Below are 14720 nucleotides of genomic sequence, written 5' to 3'. Positions count from 1 at the left end.
TGATAGGTAGGGAGCCGCAGCTCCCCATCCCTTATCATCGATAATATTGTACACGAAACTCAGAAAAAAATATAGCTTTTTACTTAATTTCCTATACTTCCATCAATTATTCAGCTTTGCCGCCGTTTTTCTTGATGATTTCTTCTTGAACAGATTTAGGTACATCTTCATAGTGATCAAATGTCATCATGAACGTACCGCGACCTTGTGTTGATGAACGAAGTGTTGTTGCGTAACCGAACATTTCAGCTAATGGCACGATTGCGTTCACGATTTGTGAGTTACCGTGTGCTTCCATTCCTTCTACGCGTCCACGACGAGCAGTTACGTGACCCATAACATCACCTAAGTAATCTTCTGGTACAGTGATAACTACTTTCATCATTGGTTCAAGAATTACTGGGTTTGCTTTCTTCGCTGCAGCACGTAAAGCCATAGAAGCTGCAACACGGAAGGCAGTTTCACTTGAATCGACATCATGGTATGAACCATCATAAAGTTTTGCTTTGATGTCTACTAATGGGTAACCGGCTAAGACACCGTTCGCCATTGAGTCTTCAAGTCCTTTTTCAACTGCTGGGATGTATTCACGAGGAACCACACCACCGACAATCGCGTTTTCGAATTCGAAGCCTTTACCTTCTTCGTTTGGTGTAAATTCGACCCATACGTGACCGTATTGACCTTTACCACCAGACTGACGTACAAATTTACCTTCCGCTTGTGTTGCTGCACGGAATGTTTCACGATAAGAAACTTGAGGCGCACCTACGTTTGCTTCAACTTTAAATTCGCGACGCATACGGTCAACTAAGACGTCCAAGTGAAGTTCTCCCATACCAGCGATAACAGTTTCGCCTGTTTCAGCGTTTGTTTCCACACGGAATGATGGATCTTCTTCAGCAAGTTTTTGTAAAGCAACCCCCATTTTATCTTGGTCAGCTTTTGATTTAGGCTCAACAGCGACTTCGATAACTGGTTCTGGGAATTCGATTGATTCAAGGATTACTGGTGATTTTTCATCACATAGTGTATCCCCAGTTGTTGTGTCTTTCAAACCAACAGCAGCGGCGATATCGCCTGAGTATACTGTTTGGATTTCAGCACGAGTGTTGGCGTGCATTTGTAGGATACGACCGATACGTTCGCGTTTGCCTTTTGAAGCATTCAATACGTATGATCCAGAGTTCAAGATACCTGAATACACACGGAAGAATGTCAAACGACCTACGAATGGGTCAGTCATTACTTTAAATGCTAATGAAGCAAATGGTGCTTCATCGTCAGCCGGACGATCAGTTTCTTCGTCTGTTTTAGGATTGATCCCTTTAATCGCAGGAACATCAAGTGGTGAAGGCAAGTAGTCGATGACTGCATCCAACATCAATTGAACCCCTTTGTTTTTAAAGGCAGATCCGCAAAGAACAGGGAAAAAGTCAACAGTCAATGTTGCTTGACGAATACCAGCTTTCAATTCTTCTTCAGTGATTTCTTCACCTTCCAAGAATTTCATCATTAGTTCTTCATCAGTATCAGCAACAGCTTCGATTAATTTTTCGCGCCATTCTTCAGCTAATTCTACGTATTCTTCAGGAATTTCAGTCTCTTGGATTTCAGTTCCTAAGTCATTTGTGTAGATTTCAGCTTTCATTTTTACTAAGTCGATAATACCAGTAAAGTCATCTTCCGCACCAATTGGTAATTGGATTGGGTGAGCATTTGCTTGTAAACGATCATGTAAAGTTGATACAGAGTATAAGAAGTCTGCACCAATTTTGTCCATTTTGTTACAGAATACAACACGCGGTACGCGGTAATCTGTCGCTTGACGCCAAACTGTTTCTGTTTGAGGTTCTACACCTGATTGTGAGTCCAACACAGTTACAGCACCATCAAGTACACGCAATGAACGTTGCACTTCGATTGTGAAGTCCACGTGTCCTGGTGTGTCGATGATATTTACGCGGTTTTCTTTCCATTGCGCAGTTGTCGCAGCAGAAGTGATTGTGATCCCACGTTCTTGTTCTTGTTCCATCCAGTCCATTTGAGAAGCACCTTCATGTGTTTCACCAATTTTATGGATTTTACCTGTGTAATAAAGGATACGTTCAGTTGTCGTTGTTTTACCAGCGTCAACGTGGGCCATGATCCCGATATTACGAGTTTTTTCTAGCGAAAATTCTCTTGCCATTCTAGGTTGTTCCCCTCTCATTCTTACTTAACTTAAGCTAAGGTTGTCTCAGTACCTTCCAATAAAAAGCAGTGAGGATCTTACCAACGATAGTGAGCAAATGCGCGGTTGGCTTCCGCCATTTTGTGTGTGTCTTCGCGTTTTTTCACAGAAGCACCAGTGTTGTTCGCTGCATCCATGATTTCTTTTGCAAGACGTTCTTCCATTGTGTGTTCGCCACGCAAACGAGCATAGTTTACCACCCAACGAAGACCTAGAGTTGTACGACGTTCAGGACGTACTTCTACTGGTACTTGGTAGTTAGAACCACCGACACGGCGAGCTTTAACTTCCAATACAGGCATAATGTTTTTCATTGCTTGTTCGAAAACTTCCAATGGATCATTTCCTGTAGATTCTTTGATAATGCCAAAAGCATTGTAGATAATATTTGCAGCAACACCGCGTTTACCATCAACCATTACACGGTTGATCAAACGAGTTACTAATTTTGAGTTATAAATAGGATCTGGTAAAACATCACGTTTTGCAACAGGACCTTTACGAGGCATCCGTAACTCCTCCTTCCGAGATATCAGTTCTGATTTAAATAAGATTCATTTGATCTGTTTGTCTTAAAGATTAAGCTTTAGGACGTTTTGTACCATATTTAGAACGAGATTGTTTACGATCGTTAACACCGGCAGTATCCAATGCACCACGAACGATATGGTAACGTACCCCTGGTAAGTCTTTTACACGTCCACCACGTAACAAGACCACGCTGTGTTCTTGTAAGTTGTGTCCGATACCTGGAATATAAGCTGTCACTTCAATCAAGTTTGACAAACGAACACGCGCATATTTACGTAGAGCTGAGTTCGGTTTTTTCGGTGTCATAGTTCCCACACGAGTAGCTACCCCACGCTTTTGAGGTGAGTTAACATTCGTTTGAGCTTTCTTGAAACTGTTATATCCTTTGTTCAATGCTGGTGAATTTGATTTTTCAACCTTGGATTTACGAGGTTTACGTACTAATTGATTAATTGTAGGCATCCCTAGTTGTCCTCCTTCCTTGATTCGCTTTATAGTCCCACACATCCAGGTGGTTCTTTTTTTGCGATAAAAAATAATGCATTCTCTGCATTCATATCAACTATGCTTTGATAGACAGTCAGCACGTCTCCAACGAGAGACCTGTAGATAAAGCACCTTTGATAGAATATCATGCTTATTCTTACCTGTCAAGTATCCTCCTAAGCTTTTTTCAAAAGAAATCTGTTACGAAAAAAACCGCAAATTTTACGCTTCTTCCTATATAATAGAGACAAAGCATTTATTTAAAAAAGGCGGGAAGAAAATGAACCTAAAAGAAATGGTCGGCATTGAAGCGGCTAGTTATGTAAAAGATGGCATGGTCGTTGGCTTGGGCACTGGCTCAACAGCCTACTACATGATTGAAGAACTGGGTCGACGTGTAAAAGAAGAAGGTCTATCGATCACGGGTGTCCCAACTTCTTGGGCATCGAAAAAACAAGCAGAAGGATTAGGTATCCCGATTCGCACCATCGATGAAGTGGACGCTGTGGATCTAACGATCGACGGTGCAGATGAGATCAGCAAGGATTATCATGGCATCAAAGGCGGCGGTGCAGCCCTTTTATTCGAAAAAATCGTGGCGTCTAACTCAAAAAAAGTCTTGTGGATCGTTGATGAATCGAAAATGGTCGAAACACTTGGTGCCTTCCCGTTGCCAGTGGAAGTGATCCCTTATGGCAGCCAACAGCTGCTGCGTCTGTTCGAGAAGAAAAACTACCATCCAAAACTGCGTCTGAATGAAGAAGGCGAACCGTTAAAAACCGATTGCAGCAATTACATCATTGATCTTCATCTAGAAACGATCACCGCTCCTACTGAGTTGGCACAGGAATTAGATGCTACAGTGGGCGTGGTTGAACACGGTCTGTTTTTGGATATGGTCCATACGATCATTGTTGGATTGCCTGAAGGCCCGAGTACCAAGCACGTTAGATAAAGGAAACAAAAAAGAGGAGCGATAATGCTTCTCTTTTTTTCGTTATTTTTCTTCAATCGACTTAATTTTTATTATTTTTTGTGCAAATTACCCTATCATTTAAGAAATAATTATGATACATTCAATAAAAAGGGAAAGGTAGGAGGGTTTATGAAAATCATAGGCTATGCTCGTTCAACGATCACCGACAACTCAACAAGTGAACAATTAAACAAGCTCGAAGAATTTGGGTGTCATGAATTTTTCCATGAGACATTTAGCGTGGAAGAAAGTGAAGAAAATCATTCATTGGAGTCAGTGGTGGCACAAATGCAGCCCGGCGACACCTTAGTCGTTACGGAACTGCATCGTTTAGGGAAAACCACCAGACAGCTGACCGATCTCACTGATCTATTAAAACAGCGAGAGCTTCATCTGGTTTCACTGGCAGAACAAATCGATACCCGCGGTCCGATGGGACAGGTTTACTTCAATTTAATGGAAGGACTTGCGATCATGGAACGCTCACTCATCAAAGAGCGCACGCTGGTCGGCTTAAATAAAGCCCGCAAAAAAGGCAAAATTGGCGGTCGTCCAAAAATCGATCCGAAAACGATCAAAAAAATCCGTCAATTGTACTACGAGAAAAAAGAAACGATTCAATATATTTCTGAAAAATGCGGTGTTTCTGTAGGTACATGCTATAAATACATAAAATTATCCGAAGAAGAATGGAACAAGTTACGTTCATAGTTGTCGACTCCCCCTAGAACAGCATGAAACAAAAGCGGTCCTCTTTTTAATGATCCCCTTTTGTTTTTCCTTAAGAATGGCGTTTTCCCCCAGCTTTTCCTCCAAAACCATGGAAATTCTTTGAGAAAGAGTGTACAATAAATACGGAATTGAAAATTTCAGAAAAATATCGAATATCTAAAGGAGAGTTTTACATGCCAAAATTAGTATTTTCTCGTCATGGACTAAGCGAATGGAACAAATTAAACCAGTTTACCGGTTGGGCTGATGTTGATCTAGCGCCAGAAGGTGTCGAAGAAGCAATCGAAGGCGGACGTAAAATCAAAGAAGCAGGCATCGAATTTGACGTTGCTTACACATCTGTTTTAACTCGTGCCATCAAAACTTGTAATTACATTTTAGAATATTCTGATCAACTTTGGGTACCAACGATCAAATCATGGCGCTTAAACGAACGTCATTACGGTAAATTACAAGGTTTAAATAAAAAAGAAACTGCTGAAAAATACGGTGACGAACAAGTACACATCTGGCGTCGTTCTTACGATGTTTTACCTCCATTGATGGAAGCTTCAGATGAAGGTTCTGCTGCAAACGACCGTCGTTATGCAATGCTTGACCCTCGCGACGTACCTGGTGGAGAAAACTTAAAAGTTACTTTAGAACGTGCATTGCCTTTCTGGCAAGATGAAATCGCCCCAGCATTAAAAGACGACAAAACTGTCTTAGTTGCGGCTCACGGAAACTCTCTACGTGCATTAGCAAAACATATCGAAGGTATTTCTGACGAAGATATCATGGATCTTGAGATCCCAACTGGTCAACCACTTGTTTATGAATTGAACGATGATTTGACTGTTGCGAAAAAATACTACTTATAAGCCTCGCTTATCGCTGCCCTTTTTTAAAAAAAGGGCAGTTTTTTTATTGGCATTTCCTCCCCCCTCTTTTATAATTGAGGGCGTACTCGAAAGGAGCTTACTATGAAACTAGTCAAAAATGATACCGTTTTATTTTTAGGTGACAGCATCACAGATTGCGATCGTGATCGCCAAGATCCCCACGATTTAGGACATGGGTTTGCCCGTCTCGTTGCCGATCAGCTGGCAGAGAAATTCCCCCCTGCGGACTTTACCTTTTATAATCGGGGGATCGGCGGCAACAAAGCTGCCGACGTCTTAGCCCGTCTCCAAGAAGATTGCCTTCAATTAGCACCTGACGTCTTGATCTTTATGATTGGGATCAACGACACGTGGCACAATGCCGGTGGTCCCGATTTTGGTTCAGAAGCTGCGGCAACGTCCTTTGAGGCAACCTACCGTCAAATTCTGGAACAAGTGACCCAACAGGGGATCACGCGTATTTTCTTGCTGGAACCTTTTGTTTTGCCATATCCTGAGGATCGCCAAACTTGGCGGATCGATCTTGATCCGAAAATCCAAATCGTTCGTCGCTTAGCTGCCGCCTTTCATTGTCAGCTGCTGCCGCTGGATGGCTTGTTTGCCGAAGCAGCCGTCGCTAGCTCCCCGCAGGCACTGACAGGCGATGACGGGGTGCACCCCACTCCTGCTGGACACGCCTTGATTGCAGATCAGCTAATGGCCCGTTTGGCTTTTTCTTCTGAAGGGTAAATAAAAAGACCGCTCCGCGACAACCAAGTCGCAGGAACGGTCTTTTTTATGATTAAAGATAGGTTGAAGGAGTCAAGGAATCTTGGTAGATTGCAATCACGTCTTCTTCTTGCAGCGGTACATACGCATTTGTTGCAATAGAGCTGAATTGAACTGCTTGAGCCGCCATTTCAGCAAAATGGGTGTCATCGGCGATCCCTACTTCTGGCAAAGTCATCGGAATATCGCAAGAAGCAAAAAAGTCATACAGTTTTTGAATCCCCATTCGGGCAGCTAATTCTGGCACTGCTTCTTGGACACCAAAGACTTCTCTAGCAAACCGCGCAAATTTCGGCGCCGTTTCTTCATTCAATACATGAAGCATCCAGCGTGGGGTCAGGATTGCTAAGCCGATGCCATGGGTAATGTCATAAAACGCACTCAACTCATGCTCCATCGCATGACAAGACCAAGCACCACCCTTGCCGCTTCCAGTCAAACCATTTAAGGCTAAGGTGCTCGCCCACATCAAATTCGCCCGTGCATCATAGTCTGTGGGGTCATTTAATGCGATGGGCAGATTTTTAATGACTGCTTTTAGCAATCCTTCTGCTACACCGTCTTGGACATCTGTTCCTTCTGTTTTACTGAAATAATTTTCAATCAGATGGCTCATGATATCCGCTGAACCGGCAGCCGTTTGATAGCGACTGACACTAAAGGTCGTTGTTGGATCTAAAAAAGATACTTTCGGTAAAAATTCGGGTCCGTGAACACCAAGTTTTTGTTTCGTTTCTAGATTAGAAATCACCGCGCCGCGATTCATTTCACTGCCAGTAGCCGCAAGGGTCAAGATCGTTACTAATGGAATCGCTGGTCCTTGATAGCTTCTGGAAAGAACTAAGTCCCAAGGCTCTTGCTCACTGCAAGCCGCCCCAGCGATCACTTTGCTGCAATCAATTACAGAACCGCCGCCAACAGCTAAAATGACGTCGATCTTTTCTGAACGACAAAGAGCGGCTCCTTGACGAACGGTTTCGATTCGTGGATTTGGATCGACACCAGTCAATTCAGTGACTTGATTGCCGTTGGCAGTCAATTGCGCCATGACTGCATCGTACAAACCGTTTTTCTTGATACTGCCGCCACCATAGACTAGCAAGACGTTTTTTCCAAATGTATTCAGTACTTCTGGCAGCTCGTTCAGACGGTCTTTCCCAAAACGAATGTCCGTCGTTACATGAAACGTAAAATTATTCATTGTCTCGTCTCCTTTTTACACCTTTTCTTTTCATTAAACCATTTTCTGGCAAAAGTGCAACGCTTCTTCGTGGCTTTTTGCCAACAAAAAAAGATAACACATTCTCGGTTGCATGCAAACCAATACGATTTGGCTGCTTGCTCTATCAAAAGCAAGCAGCCTTCGCATCGTTCATGCACTGATCCTGCGGTATCTTTTTTACGCGATCGCTGTTTCTAAGCCAACTTTGATCATGTCGTTAAATGTCGTTTGTCTTTCTTCTGGCGTTGTTTCTTCTCCAGTGATGATGTGGTCGCTGACGGTACAGATCGCTAAAGTTTGAACGTGGAATTTCGCCCCTAAATAGTATAAGGCTGCGGCTTCCATCTCAACACCCATCACCCCAAGGTCTGCCAACTGTAACGTTTCCGTCATGTCATCTTTGTAGAAGGTATCTTCAGATAAGATGTTACCGACGTGAGTCGTAAATCCTGATTCAATCGCTGTATCATAGGCTTTACGCAACAGTGCAAAGTCAGCGATTGGTGGGAAATGGAAACTTTGAAAGTTTTTTGCTACCATCGATGAACTTGTTGCTGCCGCTTGGGCAATCACAAGATCACGCACGTGGACATCTTTTGAGATGGCACCACACGTACCGACCCGAATCAATTTCTTCACGCCGTAAGAGTTGATCAATTCATGGGCATAGATACTCGCTGAAGGCATGCCCATGCCGGTTCCTTGGACAGAGACCCGCTCGCCCTTATAAACGCCTGTATAGCCCAACATCCCCCGAACGTTGTTGTAACAGATCGGGTCTTCTAAAAATGTTTCAGCAATATATTTTGCCCGCAGTGGATCACCTGGTAACAAGATTTTGTCTGCGATCTCGCCTGCTTTTGCTTCGATATGAACGCTCATTCGTTTTTCTCCTTTGGTCTGCTTTTTATAGTACTGCTAACGTTTCTTTGATCAACGCTTTAAATTCTGCCTTGACCCGTTCCGTCGTTTCCACGACTTCTTCATGATTCAAGCTCGCTTGCATACCAGCAGCCAAGTTTGTGATACAAGAAACACCTAAGACTTTCAAGCCACTGTGAACAGCAACGATCACTTCCGGGACAGTCGACATACCGACAGCATCGGCGCCGATCGTCCGAGCAAAGCGGATCTCTGCTGGCGTTTCATACGTAGGACCTGAGAAGCCCATATAAACGCCTTCTTTTAAGTGCAATCCTTTTGATGCACCAACTTTTTGTGCCGCTTCCCGATAAGGCAAATGGTAGGCTTGGCTCATATCTGGGAAACGTGGACCCATTTCTTCTTCGTTTTCACCAATCAGTGGGTTGTCCCCCATAAAGTTGATTTGATCGGTGATCAACATCAAGTCTCCCGGCTGGAAGCTTTCGTTTACGCCGCCACAGGCATTGGTCACGACTAAAGAGTGAGCTTTCAATGCCGCCATCACACGGACGGGGTAAGTAACTGTCTGCATCGAATGGCCTTCATAATAGTGGAATCGTCCTTGCATCGCTAAGACTTTTTTCCCAGCTAATGTTCCATAGACCAATTGTCCTGCATGACCAACCACTGTCGAAACAGGAAAATGCGGGATATCGTTGTAAGGCAACACGATTGGGTTTTCGATCTCATCGGCTAATTCACCTAAGCCAGATCCTAAAATCAACCCAAATTCCACTTCACCGACGCCGCTTTCTTGGATAAATGCCGTTGTTTCTTGTAATTTCTCATGTAACGTTGTCATTTCATCACCTCTAGTTTAAATGTTGTAAAAAGCTTGTTCCGTTTTCTGTAGCTGAAACACCAAAGTTTTCAGCGATCGTTGCGGAAATATCCGCATAGTAGCCTTGTGGCAATTTGCCTTGGCCTTGGAATTTCTTGCTGTACGCTAATAATGGCACATATTCTCTCGTGTGATCCGTTCCCGTAAAGGTTGGGTCATTGCCGTGGTCAGCTGTGATCAACAACAGATCCTCGTCTCCCATTGCTTCTAAAAGTTCTGGAATACGCAAATCAAAATCTTCAATGGCATGGGCATACCCTACAACATCGCGACGGTGACCATAAAGCGCATCGAAGTCGACCAAGTTCGTAAAGCTTAGACCCGTAAAGTCTTGTTTCATCACCTTCAGTAACTGATCCACACCGTCCATATTGCTCTTCGTCCGTACAGAATCGGTGATTCCTTGTCCGTTGAAGATATCATTGATCTTCCCAACGGCGATCACGTCTTTTCCAGCTTCTTTCAAGGAATCTAATACTGTATGGCCAAATGGATCGAGTGCGTAGTCATGACGATTGCTCGTACGAGTAAAGTTTCCAGGCTCACCGACATACGGACGCGCGATGATGCGGCCGATCATATATGGCTCATCTTTCGTGATATCCCGAACGTACTGACAAATACGATACAATTCTTCTAATGGAATGATTTCCTCATGCGCAGCGATCTGCAACACTGGGTCAGCCGAGGTGTAAACGATCAGATCGCCTGTCTTCATTTGATGTTCGCCGAAATCATCAATGACTGCTGTCCCTGAGTACGGCGCATTGCAGACGATTTTACGTCCAGAGAACGCTTCGATCTGTTGCAACAATTCATCGGGAAACCCATCGGGAAATACGCGGAAAGGTTTTTGGATATTCAAGCCCATGATCTCCCAGTGTCCCGTCATCGTATCTTTCCCAACGGAAACTTCTTCCAATTTGGTTGCATACCCATCATGGTCAGCTACCGCCTTCACGCCTTCTAAAGGACGGATCGTCCCTAGGCCTAGTTGTTCCAAGTGAGGGATCGTCAAGCCTGCTTCTTTTGCAATATGGCCTAACGTATCTGAACCGACATCACCAAAAGCTGCCGCATCAGGTGCTTCACCAATTCCGACTGAATCCATCACGATCAAGTGTACACGTTTAAACATTCTATTCCCTACTTTCTTTATTTTATGCTTTTACAAGCGGATCTACTACCTCTATCATACTAAACTTAAGCAAAAATTGCGCTGGGTTGCTTTGGAAATTTCCTGATGCGTTCCTTTCACCCAGAGGATAGAAAAAGGGCAGGACACAGCAACACATTCATGTCCCATAGCCCCACCCTTTCATACTGAAAAAATTATTTAGATTTAATGTAGTTCTTCCCGTTAGCTTTCGGACCAGCGGCTTTTCCAAGGAAAAGAACGAGCACGATGATCGTCAAGGCATAAGGCGCAGCTTGTAAGTAAACCGCTGGAATGGAAGAGATGATTGGCAGTTGGCCACCTACGATACTGATGTTTTGCGCAAAACCGAAGAAAATCGCAGCTCCCATTGCACCAAGTGGATTCCATTTACCAAAGATCATCGCAGCCATCGAGATAAACCCTTGACCGGCGATCGTTGTCACGGCAAAGCGACCCGCGATCGATTGAGCAAACAAGGCACCGCCCATCCCGCCAAGGAAACCAGAGATCAAGACACCTGAGTAGCGCATCACGTAAACATTGATCCCTAAGGTATCCGCTGCTTGTGGATGCTCACCGACAGAACGAAGACGCAACCCAAAGCGTGTTTTGAAAATCACGAACCACGCGATCACTGAGATCAAAATAGCGAAGTACGCCGGTAAGAATGTTTGATTAAAGAAAATCGGGCCAATGATAGGAATATCTTTAAGAATCGGGAAATTGAAATACCCCAATGTCCGTTGGATGTTATCCGTTTGCCCTTTGTTGTAGATCGCTTTGACTAAGAACACAGCCAAAGCTGGTGCCATCAAATTCATCACCGTACCACTGATGATGTGGTCGGCACGGAAGTTGATGGTTGCCACCGCATGCAGCAAGGAGAAAACCACACCGACAAGTCCGCCGACGAGCATCCCTAACCATGGTGTCCACGCACCAAATTGTGACGCAAATTCAATATTGAAAACAATCGAGCTAAAAGCACCCATAACCATGATTCCTTCAAGCCCCACGTTAACGATCCCGCTGCGCTCTGAGAACACGCCACCTAGCGCCGTCAAAATCAGAGGAGACGCATAAATCAATGTTTGAGTGACGATCGAAGAAATTAAACTAATATCCATTAGATGGTTCCTCCTTCCTGATCTTGATCGTTTGGTTGGGCTTCAATCTCCTGTACGACCAGCGCTTCTTTTTTGCCGTCAAAGATTTTTGCCAACAAGAAACGAATCACAAAGCTGATCGCTACGAAGAAAATAATAATTGCGATATTGACATCGACTAATTCAGATGGAATACCTGCAAACTGCATGCCTTGTCCACCTAATTTCAAAATACTGAACAAGAGGGCTGAAAGCAAGATTCCGATCGATGAGCCGCTTCCTAACAAGGATACAGCCATACCGTCAAACCCGATGCTCAATGATGACCCTTGAACGAAGAAGTTTTCAAACGTTCCTAGTCCTTGAACGACTCCACCTAATCCAGCAAGCGTTCCAGAGATGATCATGGAGATAATGATCGTCCGTTTACTGCTCATCCCCGCATATTCAGAAGCGCTTGGGTTCAAGCCCACCGCGCGGATTTCATAACCAAGAGTGGTTTTTTTCATCAAGAACCAAACCAAAACTAAGAAGATCAAGGCTAAGAAGATCCCTAAGTTCAAGCGAGAGTTGCTCGTGATGCTTGCTAGAAACGGCGTCTGCATGGAGGCATTTTCCCCCACCATTTTTGTGACCCCTTTTGTCGTGATCATGGATTCGCTCATCACATTATTGACTAAATGGTTCCCCGTATAAAGCAAGATATAGTTCATCATGATCGTCACGATGACTTCACTTGTTCCAAAGAATGCCCGTAGGAAACCAGGAATCGCAGCTGCGATCGCCCCGCATAAAGCCCCTACGATCACGGCTAATGGCAAGACCACCAACCGAGGCGCATCTGGCATCGCTAGTGCGACCCAGATACTGGCAACCCAACCTGCTAGCGCTTGACCAGAAAGACCGATATTGAAGAATCCGGCTGAGTTTGCAACGGCAAACCCCAGAGCGGTAAAGATCAATGGTCCTGCTGTAACAAAAATCTCACCAATGTTGCGGGCATTTAACCCACCTGTTTGTCCGTTGATAAAAACGGTCCGAAACATTTGTGTATACCCTGTGATTGGGCTGTAGCCGAAGGCCGCCATGATGATCCCGCCAAGGACGAATCCCAACAAGACAGCGATGATCGGCACTAATATATTGCGGATCTTTTCTTTGCGGTTATTCAACCGAACCACCTACTTCCTCCATTTGCAGCTCTCGTCTTGCTTCCTCCAAGGAGTACCCTGCCATCAACAAGCCAAGCTCTTTCTCTGATGTTTCTTTCGGATCAACGACCCCAACGATCTCACCAGCATGAATAACAGCAATGCGGTCTGATACATTCAAAATTTCATCTAATTCAAAGCTGACTAACAATACCGCTTTGAACTTATCCCGCTGTTCAATCAAGCGTTTGTGGATAAATTCGATCGCTCCAACATCCAACCCACGGGTCGGATTGGCAACGATCAATAGATCAGGATCGCGGCTGATTTCTCGTGCGATGATCGCTTTTTGTTGATTCCCGCCGGACAATGCCCGTGCTGGTACGATCTCGTTGACTGTTCGTACGTCAAATTCTTGAATCAAGTCACGAGCAAACTCGTTGATCTCTCCGTAATCCAAGACACCTGCATTACTCAAAGGTTTTTTGTAGTAGGTTTGCAAGGCGATGTTTTCTGATAACATCATATCCAAGACAAGTCCGTATTTATGGCGGTCTTCTGGCACATGACCAACGCCGGCTTCGGTGACTTTCCGAGGCTTGAAGTTGGTGATGTCATCACCATTCAGCAAGACCTTGCCGCTTTCGACTTTCCGTAAACCAGTGATGGCTTGTAACAGCTCTGATTGCCCATTGCCATCGATCCCAGCAATCCCCAATACTTCACCTGCACGTACTTCTAAGCTTAAGTTTTTGACTGCTTCTAAGCCACGGTTTTCTTTTACGACTAAGTTTTCAACAGAAAGCACGACTTCTTTTGGTGACGCTTCTTTCTTCGGTGTCTTGAAGGACACAGAACGACCAACCATCATATCGGCCAACTGTTGCGAGCTGACGTCTTTGACATTGACAGTGCCGATCCCTTGTCCCCGACGGATAACTGTACAACGGTCTGCCACCGCTTTGATCTCATCCAGTTTGTGGGTGATCAAGATAATCGATTTGCCTTCACGCACCAATCCGCGCATGATTTCGATCAGCTCTTCGATTTCTTGCGGTGTCAAAACTGCCGTTGGTTCATCAAAAATCAGTACATCTGCGCCGCGGTAAAGAGTCTTCAAGATCTCTACCCGTTGTTCCATCCCGACAGAGATGTCACGCACATAAGCATCTGGATCAACCGATAAACCATATTGTTCAGAAACTTTTTTGATTTCTTTGCGGGCTTTCTTGCGATCTAACACACCGAGATGATGGGGTTCGCTACCCAAAATGATATTTTCTGTTACAGTAAAGGCGTCTACCAGCATGAAATGCTGATGCACCATACCGATCCCCAATTTGTTTGCTGCGGTCGGACTCGTGATATTCACTTTTTCACCATTCATCCAGATTTCACCAGATGTTGGTTCCAATAATCCTGACAGCATATTCATCAAGGTCGACTTGCCCGCTCCATTTTCACCAAGCAATGCGTGGATTTCTCCTGGCCTTACTTGCAAGTTGACATCGTCATTGGCTTTGAACGTTCCAAACTCTTTGGTGATATGACGCATTTCTACAACATATTTTTCCTCAGCCAAATTACTCACATCCTTACTTTCTAATTCGCTTATACAAACCATTCGTCATGTCAAAAAATAATTGCTATTGCTTAGGATGATTACTATCCTCATGAAAACCCGTAGCTTTCATCAACATAGTAATCCAA

14 protein-coding genes are annotated in these 14720 nt (G+C 44.3%); 4 read left to right on the top strand and 10 right to left on the bottom strand.

The window, feature by feature from the left end; all coding sequences use genetic code 11:
* Window positions 1-106: 106 nt before the first annotated feature.
* The 3 genes from fusA to rpsL form a co-directional block, all read right to left on the bottom strand.
* On the bottom strand, window positions 107-2191 hold the full coding sequence (gene fusA, locus A5867_RS02125; RefSeq protein WP_005226900.1) for an elongation factor G: 2085 nt from the start codon (window positions 2189-2191) through the stop codon (window positions 107-109).
* An 80-nt stretch (window positions 2192-2271) separates the two neighbouring features.
* On the bottom strand, window positions 2272-2742 hold the full coding sequence (gene rpsG, locus A5867_RS02120; protein ID WP_003127957.1) for a 30S ribosomal protein S7: 471 nt from the start codon (window positions 2740-2742) through the stop codon (window positions 2272-2274).
* A gap of 70 nt (window positions 2743-2812) precedes the next feature.
* Window positions 2813-3226 carry a 30S ribosomal protein S12 gene (gene rpsL, locus A5867_RS02115; protein ID WP_003127956.1) on the bottom strand — a complete coding sequence of 138 codons (414 nt, stop codon included), beginning with the start codon at window positions 3224-3226 and terminating at the stop codon, window positions 2813-2815.
* 304 nt (window positions 3227-3530) lie between these two features.
* Here rpsL and rpiA point away from each other — a divergent pair, with 304 nt between their 5' ends.
* From rpiA to A5867_RS02095, 4 genes are all read left to right on the top strand, one after another.
* The gene (gene rpiA / locus A5867_RS02110; RefSeq protein ID WP_005226875.1) at window positions 3531-4205 is read left to right on the top strand and encodes a ribose-5-phosphate isomerase RpiA; all 675 of its coding nucleotides are present in this window, start codon (window positions 3531-3533) and stop codon (window positions 4203-4205) included.
* Window positions 4206-4355: 150 nt separating this feature from the next.
* Window positions 4356-4937: a recombinase family protein gene (locus A5867_RS02105; RefSeq protein ID WP_005226873.1), complete on the top strand. Its 582-nt coding sequence runs from the start codon at window positions 4356-4358 to the stop codon at window positions 4935-4937.
* A 194-nt stretch (window positions 4938-5131) separates the two neighbouring features.
* Window positions 5132-5818, top strand: coding sequence for a 2,3-diphosphoglycerate-dependent phosphoglycerate mutase (gene gpmA / locus A5867_RS02100; protein ID WP_005226871.1), 687 nt, complete (start codon window positions 5132-5134; stop codon window positions 5816-5818).
* A gap of 102 nt (window positions 5819-5920) precedes the next feature.
* The gene (locus A5867_RS02095) at window positions 5921-6568 is read left to right on the top strand and encodes an SGNH/GDSL hydrolase family protein (protein ID WP_087626776.1); all 648 of its coding nucleotides are present in this window, start codon (window positions 5921-5923) and stop codon (window positions 6566-6568) included.
* A 52-nt stretch (window positions 6569-6620) separates the two neighbouring features.
* Here A5867_RS02095 and A5867_RS02090 read toward each other — a convergent pair whose 3' ends face one another.
* From A5867_RS02090 to A5867_RS02060, 7 genes are all read right to left on the bottom strand, one after another.
* A complete protein-coding gene (locus A5867_RS02090) occupies window positions 6621-7808 on the bottom strand; it encodes an iron-containing alcohol dehydrogenase (protein ID WP_010748609.1) in 1188 nt (395 codons plus the stop codon).
* Window positions 7809-8006: 198 nt separating this feature from the next.
* Window positions 8007-8711 (bottom strand): purine-nucleoside phosphorylase, encoded by a 705-nt coding sequence (deoD, locus tag A5867_RS02085; RefSeq protein WP_005226852.1) that lies wholly within the window; start codon window positions 8709-8711, stop codon window positions 8007-8009.
* A 25-nt stretch (window positions 8712-8736) separates the two neighbouring features.
* Window positions 8737-9555, bottom strand: a complete 819-nt coding sequence (locus A5867_RS02080) for a purine-nucleoside phosphorylase (protein WP_005226849.1) — start codon at window positions 9553-9555, stop codon at window positions 8737-8739.
* A 10-nt stretch (window positions 9556-9565) separates the two neighbouring features.
* Window positions 9566-10732, bottom strand: a complete 1167-nt coding sequence (gene deoB / locus A5867_RS02075) for a phosphopentomutase (RefSeq protein ID WP_015508806.1) — start codon at window positions 10730-10732, stop codon at window positions 9566-9568.
* Window positions 10733-10926: 194 nt separating this feature from the next.
* Window positions 10927-11880 carry an ABC transporter permease gene (locus A5867_RS02070; RefSeq protein ID WP_005232556.1) on the bottom strand — a complete coding sequence of 318 codons (954 nt, stop codon included), beginning with the start codon at window positions 11878-11880 and terminating at the stop codon, window positions 10927-10929.
* Entirely contained in the window at window positions 11880-13031 is a 1152-nt protein-coding gene (locus A5867_RS02065) for an ABC transporter permease (RefSeq protein ID WP_005226844.1), read from the bottom strand. Before A5867_RS02065 ends, A5867_RS02070 begins: the two co-directional genes overlap by 1 nt.
* Entirely contained in the window at window positions 13024-14592 is a 1569-nt protein-coding gene (locus tag A5867_RS02060) for an ABC transporter ATP-binding protein (RefSeq protein ID WP_005226842.1), read from the bottom strand. The genes A5867_RS02065 and A5867_RS02060 overlap by 8 nt, the downstream gene beginning before the upstream one ends.
* Window positions 14593-14720 lie beyond the last annotated feature (128 nt).

This window comes from Enterococcus sp. 6D12_DIV0197 (assembly GCF_002174385.1).
Classification (GTDB): domain Bacteria; phylum Bacillota; class Bacilli; order Lactobacillales; family Enterococcaceae; genus Enterococcus_D; species Enterococcus_D casseliflavus.
This window is presented reverse-complemented; position numbering and strand designations above follow the sequence as displayed.

Coding starts and splice junctions, on each gene's coding strand:
- fusA (WP_005226900.1), bottom strand. CDS start 2,191: ATGGCAAGAGAATTTTCGCTAGAAAAAACTCGTAATATCGGGATCATG.
- rpsG (WP_003127957.1), bottom strand. CDS start 2,742: ATGCCTCGTAAAGGTCCTGTTGCAAAACGTGATGTTTTACCAGATCCT.
- rpsL (WP_003127956.1), bottom strand. CDS start 3,226: ATGCCTACAATTAATCAATTAGTACGTAAACCTCGTAAATCCAAGGTT.
- rpiA (WP_005226875.1), top strand. CDS start 3,531: ATGAACCTAAAAGAAATGGTCGGCATTGAAGCGGCTAGTTATGTAAAA.
- A5867_RS02105 (WP_005226873.1), top strand. CDS start 4,356: ATGAAAATCATAGGCTATGCTCGTTCAACGATCACCGACAACTCAACA.
- gpmA (WP_005226871.1), top strand. CDS start 5,132: ATGCCAAAATTAGTATTTTCTCGTCATGGACTAAGCGAATGGAACAAA.
- A5867_RS02095 (WP_087626776.1), top strand. CDS start 5,921: ATGAAACTAGTCAAAAATGATACCGTTTTATTTTTAGGTGACAGCATC.
- A5867_RS02090 (WP_010748609.1), bottom strand. CDS start 7,808: ATGAATAATTTTACGTTTCATGTAACGACGGACATTCGTTTTGGGAAA.
- deoD (WP_005226852.1), bottom strand. CDS start 8,711: ATGAGCGTTCATATCGAAGCAAAAGCAGGCGAGATCGCAGACAAAATC.
- A5867_RS02080 (WP_005226849.1), bottom strand. CDS start 9,555: ATGACAACGTTACATGAGAAATTACAAGAAACAACGGCATTTATCCAA.
- deoB (WP_015508806.1), bottom strand. CDS start 10,732: ATGTTTAAACGTGTACACTTGATCGTGATGGATTCAGTCGGAATTGGT.
- A5867_RS02070 (WP_005232556.1), bottom strand. CDS start 11,880: ATGGATATTAGTTTAATTTCTTCGATCGTCACTCAAACATTGATTTAT.